Origin of the sequence: Mycolicibacterium sp. lyk4-40-TYG-92 (assembly GCF_030209435.1) — a bacterium.
Lineage (GTDB): Bacteria > Actinomycetota > Actinomycetes > Mycobacteriales > Mycobacteriaceae > Mycobacterium.
On record NZ_JARVRX010000011.1, the window covers coordinates 101706 to 118686 of the forward strand.

Sequence of the window (16981 nt, forward strand, 5' to 3'; positions counted from 1 at the left end):
AGGCGCGGAAAATCGTGCACGAATCCCGAGGGTTACTGGCGGTAGCTCGCCAGGAAGTTGCCGAGGCGCTCGATCGCGTTGGCCAGGTCGCGGGCCCACGGTAGCGTCACGATGCGTAGGTGATCCGGTGTGGGCCAATTGAATCCGGTGCCTTGCGTGAGCAGGATCTTCTCCTGCAGCAGCAGGTCGAGCACCAGCTGCTCGTCGTCCCGAATCTCGTGTACCTCGGGGTCCAGCCGCGGGAACGCGTACAGCGCGCCCGCGGGCTTGACGCAGGAGACGCCGGGAATCTCGTTCAGCTTGTTCCAGGCGACGTCGCGCTGCTCGAGCAGTCGGCCGCCGGGCAGGATCAGGTCCTCGATGCTCTGGTGTCCGCCGAGCGCCACCTGAATGGCATGCTGCGCAGGCACATTCGGGCACAGCCGCATGTTGGACAGCAGACTGATGCCCTCCAGGAAGCTGGACGCATGTTCCTTGGGGCCGGTGATGGCCAGCCAGCCGGAGCGGTAGCCGGCCACGCGGTACGCCTTGGACAGGCCGTTGAACGTCAGGCACAGCATGTCGGGCGCCACCGACGCCATCGGGATGTGCTTGGCGTCGTCATAGAGGATCTTGTCGTAGATCTCGTCGGCCAGCAGCAGCAGCTGGTGCTTGCGCGCCAGGTTCGCGATGGACTCCAGCGTCTCGCGGCTGTACACCGCGCCGGTGGGGTTGTTCGGGTTGATCACGACGATCGCCTTGGTGCGGTCGGTGATCTTCGACTCCAGGTCGGCGATATCGGGGTTCCAGCCCTGCGTCTCGTCGCACAGGTAGTGCACCGGGGTGCCACCGGCCAGCGCCGTCGACGCCGTCCACAGCGGGTAGTCCGGGGCCGGGATCAGCACCTGGTCGCCGTTGTCGAGCAGCGCCTGCAGCGTCATGGTGATGAGCTCGGAGACGCCGTTGCCCAGGAAGACGTCGTCGACGTCGAACCGGGGGAAGCCCTCGACCAGCTCGTAGCGGGTGACCACCGCGCGGCGCGCGGACACGATGCCCTTGGAGTCGGAGTAGCCCTGGGCGTGGGGGAGGGCGGCGATCATGTCGCGCATGATCACGTCCGGCGCCTCGAAGCCGAACGGCGCCGGGTTACCGATGTTGAGCTTGAGGATCCGGTGACCCTCGGCCTCGAGCCGGGAGGCCTGCTCATGTACCGGGCCACGGATCTCGTAGAGGACGTCCTGCAGCTTGGTCGACTGCGCAAACGTCCGCTGATTGCGAGGGTGGCCGCTATGCCATGTGCGGTCAGCGGGTACCTGGTGGGTGGTCACGGGTTCCATGCTCTCATCGGTGTCGAATTCTTTTGCCCATCTGCGATCAGGGCCACATATGCCAATGGCCAGCTACGACGTCCTGGCGGCGGGTCGTAGCTGGCCATTGCGGTGTACTTCGCGTTACCGCTTACCGGGGCGCTTCGCACCCGGACGCAGGCCCAGTCCGACGACCGGCGGTTCCGGCTTGGCCTCTTCCGCCGGGGCGGCAGGTGCCTCGGCGGCGGGTGCCTCGGCGGCCGGAGCCTCCGCAGCTGGAGCCTCTGCAGCCGGAGCGGCGGGGGCGGCCGGAGCCGCGGCCTTCTTGGCACCGGGGCGACGCGCGCCGGCAGCCAGACCCAGACCCTTCACCGGAGCCGCGGGAGCGGCCGGTGCCGCGGGAGCCTCGGCAGCAGGAGCGGCCTCGGCCGCCGGGGCCGGGGCCGCAGCCGGAGCCGCAGCCTTCTTGGCACCGGGACGCTTGGCGCCCGCAGCCAGACCCAGACCCTTGGCCGGAGCGGCGGCAGCCGGAGCCTCAGCAGCGGGAGCAGCCTCGGCCGCCGGAGCGGCAGCGGCGGGAGCCGCAGCCTTCTTGGCACCGGGACGCTTGGCGGCCATGCCCAGACCGGTGACCGGCTTGGCGGCGGCCGGAGCCGCAGCGGCAGGGGCCTCGGCGGCCGGAGCAGCCGGAGCTGCCGGGGCGGCCTCAGCGGCCGGAGCCGGCGCAGGCTTGGGGGCCTCCTTGGCCTTCTTCTCCGCGAGCGCCGCGGAAGCCTTTGCCGCCGTGCCCTTTTCGGGCAGCGTCACCTTGCTGGTATCGAGCGAGTTCAGCAGCAGCTGAGCGACGTCGAGCACCTCGGTCTTCTCGATGCTGCGGGTGGCGGCCACGTCGTCGACGCCGTCGCTCATCATCACGCGGCAGAACGGGCAGCCGGTCGCGATGGCCGAGGCGCCGGTGTCGACGGCCTCTTCGGCGCGCTCGGTGTTGATGCGCTTGCCGATGTGCTCTTCCATCCACATGCGGGCACCACCGGCACCACAGCACAGGCCGCGGTCGGCGTGGCGGGGCATCTCGGTGAGCTTCGCGCCGGCAGCGCCGACCAGCTCACGCGGGGCCTCGTACTCCTTGTTGTGGCGACCGAGGAAGCAGGGGTCGTGGTAGGTGACCTCTTGGCTCGCCGACGACACCGGGATCAGCTTCTTGTCCCGCACCAGGCGGTTCAGCAGCTGCGTGTGGTGCACGACGGTGTAGTTGGCGCCCAGCTGCGGGTACTCGCGGCCGATGGTGTTGAAGCAGTGCGGGCAGGTGACGACGATCTTGCGCTTGTCGGGGTCGACGCCCTCGAACAGCTCGTTGATGGTCTCGACGTTCTGCGCGGCGAGCTGCTGGAACAGGAACTCGTTGCCGGCGCGGCGGGCCGAGTCACCGGTGCAGGTCTCGCCGGTGCCCAGCACCAGGAACTTCACGCCCGCGGTGGCGAGCAGCTCGGCGACGGCCTTGGTGGTCTTCTTGGCGCGGTCCTCGTAGGCGCCGGCGCAGCCGACCCAGAAGAGGTACTCGAAGCCGTCGAAGCTCTCGACGTCCTGGCCGTAGACCGGGATGTCGAAGTCGAGCTCGTCGATCCAGGTGGTGCGCTCCTTGGCGTTCTGGCCCCAGGGGTTGCCCTTGAGTTCCAGGTTCTTGAACAGCACGCCCAGCTCACCGGGGAACTCGGACTCGACCATGACCTGGTAGCGGCGCATGTCGACGATGTGGTCGATGTGCTCGATGTCCACCGGGCACTGCTCGACGCAGGCACCACAGTTGGTGCAGGACCACAGCACGTCGGGGTCGATGACGCCGCCCTGCTCGGCGGTGCCGACGAGCGGGCGCAGCGCCTGCGCGGGGCCGGAGCCCTCGATGCGGGCGAAGCCGTCCTCGGGAACGCCGTGGCCGTGCAGGCTGTTGCCCAGCTCGGCGAAGTCGACCGCACCCTCTTCGGGCATCGGCTTGCCCTCGATGATGTAGGGCGCCTTGGCGAACAGGTGGTCGCGCAGGTTCATGATGACGAGCTTGGGGGACAACGGCTTTCCAGTGTTCCACGCCGGGCACTGCGACTGGCAGCGACCGCACTCGGTACAGGTGGAGAAGTCGAGGTTGGCCTTCCAGGTGAAGTCCTCGATCTTGCCGCGGCCGAACACCGCGTCCTCGGCGGGATCGTCGAAGTCGATCGGTTCGCCCTTGTACTCCATCGGCAGCAGCGGGCCGAGGCCGTCGGGCAGCCGCTTGAAGGTGACGTTGATCGGGGCCAGGCCGATGTGCAGGTGCTTGGAGTGCAGCACGATCAGCAGGAAGACCAGCATGACGCCGATGTGCGACAGCAGCGCGATGGTCTCGATCCAGACGTTGGCGGTGTGGCCCAGCGGAGCCAGCAGCGCGGCCATGCCGTCGGAGAAGAAGGCGCCGTTCTGGTACGGGAAGTGCTCACCGAGAACGTTGACGGCGGCACCGCGGAAGATCGCGTAGGTCAGGATGACCAGGAAGATCATGATGAGGATCTCCCACGCGCCACCGTTGTGCGATCCGTAGAACCGGGACTCACGTCCGATGTTGTCGGGGTTCTTGGTCAGACGGATGATCGCGAAGACGATGATGCCGGCCAGCACGGCCAGGGCGAAGAAGTCCTGCAGGAAGCCCAGGACGGCCCAGTGTCCGACGAACGGGATGGCGAACTTCGGATCGAACAGGACGCCATAGGCTTCCAGGTAGACCGATGCGAGGACGAAGAAGCCCCACATGGTGAAGAAGTGCGCGATACCGGGGATCGACCACTTGAGCAGCTTCGACTGCGCGAAGACTTCCTTGTTCTGGTTCAGGAAGCGGCGGACCAGATCGTCCTTGCGCCCACGTTCGTCGCCGAGCTTCTGCCCGGAGCTGATCAGCTTGGTCAGCCACAGGACGCGCTTGGCGGCGAACCCCAGGACGATGACCGTTGCCAACAGCCCGATGACCAGTCTGGCCACGTCGAGCGTGTGTTCGAGATTCTCCACCGCGCCTCTCCCAGTTATGTAGCTACTAGCCGGTAACTTATTGAGGTTACCAACGGGTAACTTAAGCTAGATGCCTGCTCATAGTCGCATCCTGCGTAGAACGCACGCTAGCAAGGCTGTCCTAACTTGAGCTGCCGCTTTGCGGTCACATCCTTACCCCGATTCGGCCTCGGCCAAGCGCCGACCGCGGGGCTTCCTTATATATGGGTGGCGTCAGGCCTTCTCGACGAGCAGCGCTCGGAGCATCGACAGCATCTCCGACCGCGATTCGGCCCCCAACCTGCGGCGAATGCGGGCGACGTGGTGTTCGACGGTCTTCGCTGAGATGAGCAGCCGGGCCCCGATATCGCGGTACGGCATGCCCTGCAGCACCAGTTCGGCGACCTCGCGTTCGCGGTCGGACAGCCGCGTCCAGGCGGGCGTTGCGGCGGACGTGGCCCGAGCGTCGCCCGAGGCGGGAGGTGGTGTGGTGTTGCGCACATCTACGCCCGAAGCGGGCTCACGCGGAATAGCGGGGGCCGCGGGCTCGATGGGATCGGCCGCCGCCTCCAGGGCCGCATCCTGCTTGAGGTCGCGCGCCAGCTGCAGCATGGCACCGGAGATCCGGCCGTCCGCCGAATGCAGCGCGGCCTGACTGGCCAGGCGCGTGGCATCCCACGTCAGCCCGAAGCGGGCCAGCCCGCGGGCAGCCGCTGTCACCTCCGCGGCGTCGACGCCGTCGGCCAGCACCCGCAGCCAGGCGCGGCCGGCGGCGCCGAGAGCGGTGGCGTAGGCGCCGTGCGCGCCCTCGGCCCGGCTGGCGGCGGCCAGGGCCTGCCCGTGTGGGGCGACGGCCTCGGGCGCGTTGGCCAGGATGCCCGCGTGCACGCCGGCCCAGTGCAATGGCACCGACCACAGCGCCGGATTACCGGCCGCCCGCAGCAGGCCGAACGCCTCGGCCAGCGGCTGGCGCAGCTGGTCGAGCTGCTGCAACCGGGCCGCCGCGACCCACAACTCGCCGAGCGGCAGCAGTGCGAACAGGTCCAGCGAGTATTCGGCCAGCACTTCCATGGCTGCGTACCAGTGCTTCTGCAGGGCGCCGGTGTCGCCGCTGCGCCGCGCGACCGCGGTCTGCAGCGCGGTGAACCACAGCGCGTCGCGGCGATGCAGGTCGGCGATCTCCGCCGCACCCAATGCCGGAACCGCGGAATCGAGTTGGCCGTCGAGCATCCGGATCCAGCCGAGCAGCAGCCGGTGGCGCAGACCGGTGAACCCCGCGTCGCCGTTGCCGGTGCGGATGGCCCGGCCGATGACGCTGCGCGCGCGGACGGCGTCGCCGCTGTGCAGGGCGACGAGGCTCAGTAGTGCGGCGGGGCTGTCCGGGGCGACGGTGTGCACGCCGTTGGTGGACCCGAGGGCCTGCGTGAGACGGGCCAGCGCGACGGCGAACGGCTGATCGAGCGTCAGCAGCATGCCCTCGGCCATGCCGCGGGCCGCACGCGCGGAAGAGGTTGGGGGCATGGAGTTCTCGGCCTGCAGACAGGCCCGGGCCAGTTCCGCGTCGGCGGTGGCGACACCGACCACGGCGCCGGCGGCGGCGACGAACGGATCCGGATCCAGGCCGAGCCACCGGAACAGATCCGCGGCGTGCGCGGCCGCGCCGTCATGCATGGCGACGCTGGCCGCGATGCGGACCGCCTGGGCGCGGACGGCGGGGTCCTCGGCGGCGAGCAGTTCGTCGGCCAGGGTGCCGGCGGTGGTGCAGTCGCCGGTGACGGCGAGGGCGTCGGCGAGGTGGACGTCGGCCGGGGCGGTCCCGGCGCGTGCCGCGGCCCGGTACAGGCGCGCGGCCTGTCGGGGCGCGGCGGACGCGGCGCGGTGGATCAGGTCGGCTGCCAGCATGTCGTCGACGGTGCCGTGCTCGGCCAGCTTCAGCGCCAATTCGGTTGACAGGGTTGCGGATTCGATCTGCGAGCGCAACAGCCGGCATTCGGTCTCGCGGTGCCGCGCGGCACCGACCAGCCGGGTCAGGCACCGGTGCAGGGTGTCGATGAACCGGGGGTGCAGCGAGGCGGACAGCAGGCCGCTGGCGCGGGCCCGGTCCATCAGTACGGCTGCGTCGTCGCCGGGCAGTTGCAGCGCGGCGGCGATGTCGTCGGGCCCGAGTTCGGGACTGAGCGAACACAACAACAACGTGTCGAGCAGGTGCTCGTCCAGCCGGCGCAGCCGCTCGCTCAACGCGACCGATGCGGCCCGGACCGGATCGGCGCCCGACGCCAGCGCCGCCAGCGCCGAGTACACCAGCAGCGGGATGCCGCCGGTGCCGGCGATGAGGGCGGGCACCTGGGTGGCGGGGACGCCGGCGCGCGCCAGCGCCTCGTTGATCTCGCGGGGCGTCATCGGCGCCAGCTGAATCGGCGGATGCTGCCGGCTCAGGGTGGTGGTGAGGGCACCCAGCGCACGATCGTGCGCCAACGGCTCGGCGCTGACCACCACGGTGCGGGCCGGGTCGCCGGCCAGTTCGGTCAGTGCGTCCAGCTCCGCTGGCGACAGCAGCTGGGCGTCGTCGATGACGATGGCCGCGTCCGGTGCCTCACCGGGCTTGGGTACCCGCGCGAGCATCGTCGTGCCGTTGGCCCGCAACGTCTTTCGGACCGCTTCCAGCGCGGTGGTCTTGCCGCTGCCGATTCCGCCGAGCACCAGCGACGTGCCGGCCGCTGCGGTCATTGGCTGGTCGATGCCGACGGTTGCGCGGTGATGGGCGCCGACGCGGTGGCGACCGATGCCGACGGAGCGGACCCGGTGGCCGCCGACACGGACGCCGTCTTGGGCGGCTGCTCCACCGTGGGCTGCGAGCTGGGCGGCTGGGCCGTCGGGGTCTGCGCGGTGGGCGGTTGAGTCGTCGGCGGCTTCGTCGTGGTCGGCGGCGGCTGCGTGGTGGTGGGCGGCTGCGTCGTCGTCGGCTGGGTGGTCGTAGTGGGCGGCTGCGTGGTGGTCGTGGTCGTCGGCGGCGTCGTGGTTGTGGTGGTGGTCGTCGACGGGGTCGTCGTCGTGGTGGTTGTGGTGGTGGTCGTCGTCGAGCTCGTGGTCGACGAATCGGTGGTGGTCGTGGTGGTCGGGTTGTCGGTGGTGCTCGGCGTGGTGGTGACCGGGTTGGTCACCGTCGAGGTTTCCACCTGCCCATTCGGATTCGTCTGTGTCACAACCGACTTCGTGGCCTTGTAAGTGCTCGTGGTGATGGAGCCGTCAGGGCCGGTGATGGTGGTGGTGACGTCGACGGTCACCGGACCGGACGGGGTGTCGTTGCTGGTGAGCCCGACCGCGGCCCAGCTGCCGCCGGCGACCAGGAACGCCGCCGCGGCCGCGCCGAAGATCAGTGGTGGGCGCCGGTACCAGGGGACGGGTGCCACGTCGGGCAGGTTGTCCTCTTCTTCGTGCGCGAAGTCCATCGCCGGCCGCGCGGTCGTCTCCCCGAAGGGGGCCGCCTCGGCGTAGCCGGTCGAGAAATCTGTGGGGTAGTCGCCGCCGACCGCGGCGCCGGGTTCCTCGTCGTCGGACCAGGCCAGTGACGGCCCGACGGTCGAGGATGGGGTCGCGTCGGCAGGCGGCACCGGGGCAGCCATGGTTGCCGGGCCGCCCGCCCATGCGGCGGGACCCGCGGCCCAGCCCATGGTGGGGGCCATGCCGGTCGGGGCATCGGCGCTCATGGTGCGCTGATCCACCAACGGGGCACCGCCGGCAGCGGTGAGCGCCGGCTGCGGCGAGGTCACCACCGGAACCCGGAAGTGCTCGGAAAGTCGTTGCGTGACAATCGGAATCGACGCACCGCCACCGGCAGTGGCGACAGCGGTCAGGACACCGGCCGGAATCTGGTTGCGCTGCAGGGTTTCCTGCACGACGGCGACCAGCCCCGCCAGGGCCGGCTCGAGCAGCCGCTCCAGTTCGGGTCGGGTGATGCGCAGCGCCGACGCGAAGCCGGGCAGGTTGGCGTTCACCGACGTCGCCGTCTCCGACGAGAGGCGCTCCTTGGCCTGCCGGCACTGGTCGCGCAGTTGGGACAGCGAGCCGACGGCTGCGGTGCCGGCCGGATCCGCGTCGGACGACTCGGTGATGCCGGCGATGACGTGGTTCAGCAGGGCCTGGTCCACCAGGTCGCCGGAGAACTCCGGGTAGCGCACGGTTTCGCCGATCTGGCTCAGCGTTGCGGCGTCGGCGATGGTCACGCTGGTGCCGCTGCCACCGAAATCACAGAGGGCCACCACACCGTGATCGGGCAGCCCGGACCCGGCCTTGAGGCCGGCCAGGGCCGCGGCAGCATCGGAGACCACCGGTGCGGCCGCCAGGCCCGGCTTGCCGCGCAGCGCGGCGGCGAGTGCGCCGATGGTGGACATGCCCCAGTGCGCCGGAGCGGCGATGACGATCGGGTCGCCGCCTCCTACCGTGCGGGCCAGGGAGTCGAGGGCCTCGGCCAGGACGGCTTCGCCGCGATGTGCCGAGCCGTCGGGAGCGATCAGGGGGATCGGGTCGCCGACGCGCTCCACGAACCCCGTCAACACCAGGCCCCCGGGCTGCGTGGGAATGCCGACTTCGGCGGGCCGGTCCGGGTACAGGGCCAGGATGGCGCGACGGCTCACCGGCGGTCGCCCGGCCGGCACGGCCACCAGGTTGGTCTGGCCGATCGACAAACCGAGGCTCATGAAGTCCACTCCTTTGACGCGCTATCGACTCAGGCCACCCTATGCGCTGACGGCCTGGGGGTGGGACACAATCCCCTAACGATTGGTGAATCCCTAATGGGAGTGCCCCTAACGGGTGATGTCGGGTGCTGGGGTCAGCACCGATCTCCAGGAGCTTTATCGGCGATAGCATCGAAATAGTTATCAAGGGGTCTACCTGGTGTAAGACCCGCAGAGTCGAATCGACGGAAGGAGTAGGTGCCGTGGCAAATCCACTACTCGATTTCGTCATGTCGGTGGTCCGTGATCCCGACGTGGCAGCGCACTACGCCGCCGACCCCGCCGGTGCCATCGCCGACGCCAATCTCAGTGGCGTCACCACGGCGGATGTCGCGCACCTGATCCCGGTGGTGTCCGAGTCCCTGGGCGCGGTGTCGTCCGCAGCAGGTGGCGTCCCGACTGCCGGATTCGATGATCCCGGCGTCAACGTCTGGACCAGTGGTGCCGCGACCGCGGCGTTCGACGCCTTCGACGCTTTCAGCACGCATGTGCCGACGGTGGTGTCGCCGCAGGTGATTTCGGACCCTGACCTGGGTGGATTCGACAGCGGACCGAGCCTGCCGATCCACGACGCCGTGCCAGACCTGGCGGTGTCCGACGATCTGGGCCTGCACAGCGACATCCCGGTCGTCGATGCCGGGCAATTCTCGGAGCCCGATGCGCTCGACTGGCATCCCACCGATACCGCAGACCCGTCGGCCGGTGTCGAGCACCATCAGGGCTTCGACTTCTTCAGCTGACCAGCTCATCCCCGACAAACGCCGGTGGCCGCCATGGCCACCGGCGTTTGTGTTCTCTCATCGCATATTCAGCAAACGCCCTAGTTATCCCCTAATCCCCTAATAGGGGGAGCGTGGATACCCCACTAAGTTTGGTTGGGGGTAGGGGTGGTTGCCCCGTTTGCACGGCTCTTGACGGCCCCTAACGTTGTTGTCAGTTCGCCGGACAGCCGGCGCGAAAACTTCCAAAGAGCAACACCCAACGAAAGGGACTCCAATGACCAGCCTGATCGAATTCATCATCGACCTGTTCCGCTTCCCCACCGTCGCGAGCTCGTTCGTCGCGAACCCCGAGCAGACCATGCGCGACGCCGGCCTCGCCGGTGTCACCTCCGCGCAGCTCGCCTCGGTGGCCGCCAGTGCCGTCCCGGCCGGCGTGGTGCTCGGTGGCGGCGACCCGGTCGTCGGCCTGCAGAACGCGGTCTCGGACTACTACAGCATGTCCTCGCCGTTCTCCCCGCAGACCGCCTTTGCCCCGCAGACCGACTTCGCGAGCCGCAACCAGACCGATTTCGCCAGCCACAACAACGTGCCGATCGCCAGCGGCAACGACATCCCGGTGCTGAGCCCCGACCAGCACGCCGGCGCCAACGCCCAGCAGGGTGCGTTCAACCTGGGCTTCGGTGACATCACCCTCGGCGGCAGCCACGTCCAGCAGGGCGACGGCGGCGTCAACATCGCGGGCAACAACCACGGTGACATCGCCAGCGGCAAGGGCGCCGTGCAGGGCGACGGCAACACCGTCACCAACGGCGACATCCTGACCGGCAGCCACTCCCCGGTGATCGTCGGGACCGGCAACCACGCGACCGACAACTCGCAGACCGCGGGCGGCCACATCATCCAGGGCAACTCGGGCCCGGTGGTCAACGACGTCAACACCGGTGGCGGCAACGGCGGCGGCGCCAGCGCCGGCGGCGGCCTGATCGGTGGCGGCCACGCCAGCGGCGGCAGCGGTGGTAGCGGCGGCAACATCCTCATCAACGACGGCAACACCTCGTCGACGCACGTCGGTGGCAACCAGACCACGGTCGGTGGCGACCTGGGCAGCGGCAACAAGAGCGTCATCGACGACTCGTCGCACTCCTCGACGGTGAACACCAGCCTGAACAGCGGGAACACGGCCAACACCAGCATCGGTAGCGGCAACAGCACCCACACCAACATCGGCAGCGGGAACACCACCCACACCGACCTGAGCGCCGACAACTCGGTGCACAGCACGGTTGCCGACAACTCGGTGCACGAGGCGAGCATGAACACCTACGCACCGACCGAAACCCACACCACCACCGATTTCAGCCACACCACCCACGTCGATCCGCACATGCACTGATCGATCGCGACAAACCGTCCGGCGGGGCCACCTACAGGCCCCGCCGGATGTTTGCGCATACCGTTAGACAGTGACGATGCAGTCGAGGAGAGCCCAGTGACGCAGCCGAACGAGGCGAACCCGCGCCCGGTCGCGGTGATCGTCGAGTTGATCGACCACACCAGCCGGATTGCGGGCCTCAACGACCGCGAAGACCTGGCGCAGCGGTTGCTGGCGGCCAAGACCCGGATCAGCGATCCGCAGATCCGGGTGGTGATCGCCGGACAGCTCAAGCAGGGCAAGAGTCAGTTGCTGAACTCGTTGCTGAACATGCCGGTCGCGCGCGTCGGCGATGACGAGAGCACCGTGCTCACCACCGTCGTCCACTACGGCGACGCGGCGGCCGCCGAACTCGTGCTGGCGCCGGCTCAGGAAGGGGGCGATCCCGCCGTCGTCGCCATCCCGCCCAACCAGCTGTCGGCCGATCTGCGCCACGCCCCACAGGCCCAGGGTCGCCAGGTGCTGCGCGTCGAGGTGGCGGCACCGAGCCCGATGCTCAAGGGCGGCCTCACCTTTGTCGACACTCCCGGCGTGGGCGGGCTCGGGCAGCCGCACCTGTCGGCCACGCTCGGCCTGTTGCCCGACGCCGATGCCCTCCTGATGGTCAGTGACACCAGCCAGGAGTTCACCGAACCCGAACTCACGTTCATTCGGCAGGCCGTCGAAATCTGCCCGGTGGCAACGATTGTCGCCACCAAGACCGACCTGTACCCGCACTGGCGCGAGATCGTCGCGGCCAACGCCGCGCATCTGCAGCGCGCGCGACTCAACGTCCCCGTGGTTCCTGCTTCTTCGGCGCTGCGCACCCACGCGCTGGCGCTGAACGACAAGGAACTCAACGACGAATCCAACTTCCCGGCGATCATCAAGTTCCTCACCGACAAGGTGCTCAGTCGCGAGAACGACCGCATCAAGGACCAGGTGGTCACCGAAATCCACGCGGCTGCAGAACACCTCACCCTGGCCGTCTCCACCGAGCTGGCGGCGATCAACGATCCCGAAAAGATCGAGCGCATCAAGGCCGAACTGGAGTACAAGAAGGAAGAAGCCCAGAATGCGTTGCAGCAGACCGCATTGTGGCAACAGGTGCTCAACGACGGCATCGCCGACCTGACCGCCGACGTCGACCACGACCTGCGGAACCGGTTCCGCAACATCACCGCGCACACCGAGCGCATCATCGACGGTTGCGACCCCACCCAGCACTGGGCCGAGATCGGCGCCGAGTTGGAGAACGTCGTCGCGACCGCCGTTGGCGACAACTTCGTCTGGGCGCATCAGCGCGCCCAGGCGCTCGCCGCCGAGGTGGCCCGCACGTTCGTCGAGGCTGGGCTGGATTCGGTCGAATTGGCCGAGGTCAGGGCCCGTGACTTCGGCGCAGGCCTGGGCGAGTTCAACCCTGTGGCGCGGCTGGAGTCCGAGCCGATCCGGGCCGGGCACAAGGTCATCACGGGGATGCGCGGCTCCTACGGCGGCGTGCTGATGTTCGGCATGCTGACCTCGTTCGCCGGGCTCGGCATGTTCAACCCGCTGTCGCTGGGCGCCGGACTCGTGCTGGGCCGCAAGGCCTACAAAGAGGACATGGAAAACCGCATGCTGCGGGTACGCGGCGAGGCGAAGATGAACGTCCGCCGGTTCGTCGACGACGTGTCGTTCGCCGTCGGCAAGGAATCGCGCGACCGGCTGCGAAACATCCAGCGCCACTTGCGTGATCACTATCGGGGCATCGCCAACCAGACCACCCGCTCGCTCAACGAATCGCTGCAGGCGACCCTCGCGGCGGCGCAGATCGAAGCCGGTGAGCGCGACAACCGCGTGCGCGAACTGGAGCGGCAGTTGAACATTCTGCGCCAGGTCATCGACAACGCAGTGAAACTGACGCCGGCCCTGGCGCAGTGAGCACCAGCGCACGCGTCCGCGCCATCCTGGGCGGCGTCATCTCGGCATATCGATCCGACCCCGTCTACCAGCACCGGCCGCAGGCCCTGGCCGAGCTGGACTGGATCGGCCGCCGGCTCGATCAGCCGATCCGCATCGCCCTCGCCGGCACCCTCAAGGCCGGCAAATCGACGCTGGTGAATGCGCTTGTGGGCGAAGAGATTGCGCCCACCGACGCCACCGAGGCCACCCGCCTGGTGACCTGGTTCCGGCACGGCATGACGCCCCGGGTCACCGCCAACCATCGGGACGGCCGCCGCACCGACGTGCCGATCACGCGCGCTGACGGCCTCACGTTCGACCTCGCGCGGTACTCCGGGCCCCAGGGCGGCGCCAACGTCGGAGACATCGTCGACCTCGATGTGCAGTGGCCCGCAGCCGAATTGGAACAGACGACCATCATCGACACCCCGGGCACGTCGTCGCTGTCGCGTGACGTCTCCGACCGGACGCTGCAGCTGCTGGTCCCGCGCGACGGCGTGCCGCGGGTGGACGCCGTCGTCTTTCTGCTGCGCACCCTCAATGCCCCAGACATCGCGCTGCTCAAGCAGATCGGCGAACTCGTCGGCAGCGGGTCGGGTGCCCTCGGCGTCATCGGGGTCGCGTCGCGCGCCGACGAGATCGGGGCCGGGCGGATCGACGCGATGATGTCGGCCCGCGAGGTGGCCACCCGGTTCACCGCCGAGCTGGACCGGACCGGCGTCTGCCAGGCCGTCGTCCCGGTGTCGGGGCTGCTGGCGCTGACCGCGCGCACCCTGCAGCAGAGCGAATTCGCGGCACTGCAGAAGCTGGCCGCCCTGGACGGCGACGGCGCCACCGCCCTGACCAAGGCCATGCTGTCGGCGGATCGTTTTGCCCGCCAGGATGATTCGTTGCCGGTGGACGTCGTCACCCGGGGCGCGCTGCTCGACCGGTTCGGCATGTTCGGCATCCGGATCGCAATCGCGGTGTTGCGCGCCGGCGTCACCGACTCCCAGGGGCTGGCCGACGAACTGCTGGACCGCAGCGGGTTGGTGGCGCTGCGGGACGTCATCGATCAGCAGTTCGCGCAGCGCGCCGACATGCTCAAGGCACACACCGCGTTGCGGTCGCTGCGGCGCTTCGTGGAGACCAATCCCATCTACGCGACGCCGTTCATCCTGGCGGACATCGATCCGCTGCTGGCCGATACGCACGCCTTCGAAGAATTGCGACTGCTCGGTCAATTACGTTCGCGGCCAACCACATTGAACGAGGACGAGATGGCCTCGCTGCGCCGCATCATCGGCGGCTCGGGTACCGACGCGGCGAGCCGGCTGGGCCTGAGCAACGACGCCCCGTACGACGGCCCGCGGGCGGCCTTCGCGGCGGTGCAGCGGTGGCGCCGCCGGGCCGATCACCCGCTCAACGATCCCTTCACCGCACGCGCCTGCCGGGCCGCCGTGCGCAGCGCCGAGGCCCTGGTCGCCGACTACGCGGCGCAGGGAAGGTGAGATATTCGAGATCGTTGGCAATTTTGTGCCCCACGCGGCTACCGTTTGCGGGTGGCTCAATCGTTTGATCCCTTCGGCCTGGTAGGACGCGCCGTGGACGCCGCTCGACTCGGCCTGGACGTCTACAGCTGGACCGAGCAGCAGATCGTCGGCGCCCTGCGCAAAGGCCTCAACGAACTGGAACCCGAAGACACCGACGACGACATCGTCGCGGCCGCAGATACCTCGGCACCGAGGTCCTCGAGCGCGAACTCGGCCGCCGGCGAAGAGTCGCTCAACTCCAAGATGAGCCAGCTGCTCAATCGAGCGCTCGACCAGAACACCGCCGGCAGCCAGACCGAGCTGTACCACCATCTGCTCGATCAGTTGGTGGCCGACGAGGCCCGCATCGTCGGCGCACTGTCCGACGGTTCGGTCTCACCCTTGGTCAACGTGTATGACCGGACCCGCAAGCCGGTGCTGGAGAACGCGGCACTGGTCGGCCGGACCGCGAACGTCGCGCTCCCGCAGATGACGCCGCAGTACATCGGGCATTTGCTGGCGCTGCGCCTCGTGGAGATCGGTCCGGAGGATTCTGCGCTGAAAACCGACTACGAGGTGTTGATGGCTGAGACCATCGTGCTCAACGCGATCAAGGCCGCGTCGAAGGGTCCGCTGCCTGCCAAGGTGGAGAAACTGACGTTGACGCTGTCGCCGCTGGGCCGATCGCTGTGGGCCGCCGCCACCGCGGAGGACGACCAGAACGGGTGGCGCTGATGTCCTTGACCGAGATCCTCCTCGACTTCCGCGCGCACTGGGTCATCTACTTCTCCATGCCGCTGGTGGCCGCCTTCGTCGGCTGGAGCACCAAGATCGTCGCGATGGAGATGATCTACCGGCCGCTGGAGTTCAAGGGCATCGGTCCCATCGGCTGGCAGGGCATCATCCCGCGCAGAGCCGGCAAGGTCGGCTCCACCACGATCGAACTGCTCACCGCGAATCTGCTCAAACCCGAGGAACTGCTGTCCCGGATCGACGCCAAAGAGGCCGTCGAGGTGCTGCGCGAACCGTTGTCGGCGTCGATCAACGACATCGCCCGCGACGTCGCGGAGGAGATCCGGCCGGGCCTGTGGGATTCGCTGCCCGAGGCCGGGCGCCAGGCCATCCTCAATCGCATCCACTCGCAGGCGCCGCGCATCACCGAGAAGATGCTGGGGGAGATGCAGTCGGACCTGAGCCGATTCGTCGACCTGCAGTTCCTCGCGGTCACCACGCTGGTGCGCAACAAAGAGAAGCTCAACAAACTGATGCGCGGGCTGTCCGACGACGCCATGGCGTTCGTGCGGCGCAGCGGCATCTACTTCGGGCTGATCATCGGTACCGCGCAGATGTTCGTCTGGGCCATCTTCAAACTGCCGTGGATCATGCCCGCGTTCGGTTTCGGCATCGGTCTGGTCAGCGACTACATCGCGCTCAACATGCTGTTCCGGCCCGTCAAGCCGACAAAGTACCTGGGCTTCATCAAGTTTCAGGGGCTGCTGCACGCCCAACGCGAGAAGATCACCGCGGACTACGCGCGCATCCTTTCCGAGGACCTGTTCGCGCCGGACATCCTGTACGACGGCATCCTCAAGGGCCCGGGTGCCGACAAGCTGTTCGCCATGATCGCGCGCGAGGTCGAGGCCGCCATCGACAGCGAGATCGGTGGGTGGACCGGCACCGTCGTGAAGTTCGCGGTCGGCACGTCGAAGTACAACGCGCTGAAGGACAGGATCGTCGACCTGGTGGTCGAGCGGCTACCGGCGACGCTGCTGGACGCGCAGGACTACGCCATGAGCAAGATCGACCTCGAACAAACGATCATCGACAAGATGAATCAGCTCTCCAACGAGGAGTACGAGTCGATTCTGCGGCCGGTGTTCAAGGACGACGAACCGTTGATGGTCGCCATCGGCGCCGTCCTCGGTGGCTGTGTCGGTGAGCTGCAGGTGCTGATGATCGAGTTCTTCACGCACTAGTGCTGGCGCGGTCCCGGCGGGTGCGTGCGCCGCGACTGGGTAACCGAGGTCGACGTCGTGGTGCGGCTGGTGGTCGTGCTGTCGCCCCTCGGGGCGGACGTCGCGGACGTGGTGTCCGTCGTCTCCGACGTGGGCGGCACGTCGATGTCGGTGGTCGACGGGGTGACCGAGGTGTAGCTGGTCGACGTCGAGGTGGTCGTCGTCGTTGTTGTCGACGCCGGGCGGCTCGAGTCATCCACGATGACGGGCATCGGCGGCGGCTGCGGCTGGTTGTAGTGCCGCGTCAGCCACGCCCCTGCGAAATACAGCAACGCGATGGCCGCGAGCGCGGCGATGCTGGCACCCACGAGATGAGGGGTGCGTTCATGCCACGGCCGCTCGGTCATGGC

General features: G+C 68.4%; 11 protein-coding genes. 6 read left to right on the forward strand and 5 right to left on the reverse strand.

The window, feature by feature from the left end; genetic code table 11:
- Window positions 1-32 precede the first annotated feature (32 nt).
- The 4 genes from QRN63_RS17440 to QRN63_RS17455 form a co-directional block, all read right to left on the reverse strand.
- Entirely contained in the window at window positions 33-1316 is a 1284-nt protein-coding gene (locus QRN63_RS17440) for a pyridoxal phosphate-dependent aminotransferase (RefSeq protein WP_267315970.1), read from the reverse strand.
- Window positions 1317-1430: 114 nt separating this feature from the next.
- Window positions 1431-4316: a heterodisulfide reductase-related iron-sulfur binding cluster gene (locus tag QRN63_RS17445; RefSeq protein WP_285032000.1), complete on the reverse strand. Its 2886-nt coding sequence runs from the start codon at window positions 4314-4316 to the stop codon at window positions 1431-1433.
- 213 nt (window positions 4317-4529) lie between these two features.
- Window positions 4530-7022 carry an isoniazid response ATPase/transcriptional regulator IniR gene (gene iniR / locus QRN63_RS17450; protein ID WP_285032002.1) on the reverse strand — a complete coding sequence of 831 codons (2493 nt, stop codon included), beginning with the start codon at window positions 7020-7022 and terminating at the stop codon, window positions 4530-4532.
- The gene (locus tag QRN63_RS17455; protein ID WP_285032003.1) at window positions 7019-8992 is read right to left on the reverse strand and encodes an Hsp70 family protein; all 1974 of its coding nucleotides are present in this window, start codon (window positions 8990-8992) and stop codon (window positions 7019-7021) included. The genes iniR and QRN63_RS17455 overlap by 4 nt, the downstream gene beginning before the upstream one ends.
- A 242-nt stretch (window positions 8993-9234) precedes the next feature.
- On the opposite strand from QRN63_RS17455, the gene QRN63_RS17460 reads away from it, so the two are divergent.
- From QRN63_RS17460 to QRN63_RS17485, 6 genes are all read left to right on the forward strand, one after another.
- The gene (locus QRN63_RS17460; RefSeq protein WP_285032004.1) at window positions 9235-9771 is read left to right on the forward strand and encodes an Rv0340 family IniB-related protein; all 537 of its coding nucleotides are present in this window, start codon (window positions 9235-9237) and stop codon (window positions 9769-9771) included.
- A 256-nt stretch (window positions 9772-10027) separates the two neighbouring features.
- Window positions 10028-11146 carry an IniB N-terminal domain-containing protein gene (locus QRN63_RS17465; RefSeq protein WP_285032005.1) on the forward strand — a complete coding sequence of 373 codons (1119 nt, stop codon included), beginning with the start codon at window positions 10028-10030 and terminating at the stop codon, window positions 11144-11146.
- Between the two features lie 96 nt (window positions 11147-11242).
- The gene (locus tag QRN63_RS17470) at window positions 11243-13084 is read left to right on the forward strand and encodes a dynamin family protein (protein ID WP_285032006.1); all 1842 of its coding nucleotides are present in this window, start codon (window positions 11243-11245) and stop codon (window positions 13082-13084) included.
- Complete coding sequence (locus QRN63_RS17475) at window positions 13081-14595, forward strand: dynamin family protein (protein ID WP_285032008.1); 1515 nt, start codon at window positions 13081-13083, stop codon at window positions 14593-14595. Before QRN63_RS17470 ends, QRN63_RS17475 begins: the two co-directional genes overlap by 4 nt.
- A 51-nt stretch (window positions 14596-14646) precedes the next feature.
- Window positions 14647-15351, forward strand: a complete 705-nt coding sequence (locus tag QRN63_RS17480) for an Abi-alpha family protein (RefSeq protein ID WP_285032009.1) — start codon at window positions 14647-14649, stop codon at window positions 15349-15351.
- Window positions 15351-16592 (forward strand): DUF445 domain-containing protein, encoded by a 1242-nt coding sequence (locus tag QRN63_RS17485; protein WP_285032011.1) that lies wholly within the window; start codon window positions 15351-15353, stop codon window positions 16590-16592. Before QRN63_RS17480 ends, QRN63_RS17485 begins: the two co-directional genes overlap by 1 nt.
- Here the strand turns inward: QRN63_RS17485 and QRN63_RS17490 are convergent.
- Window positions 16589-16978: a hypothetical protein gene (locus tag QRN63_RS17490; protein ID WP_285032013.1), complete on the reverse strand. Its 390-nt coding sequence runs from the start codon at window positions 16976-16978 to the stop codon at window positions 16589-16591. The two genes, QRN63_RS17485 and QRN63_RS17490, sit on opposite strands and share 4 nt — an antisense overlap.
- Between the last annotated feature and the right edge of the window lie 3 nt (window positions 16979-16981).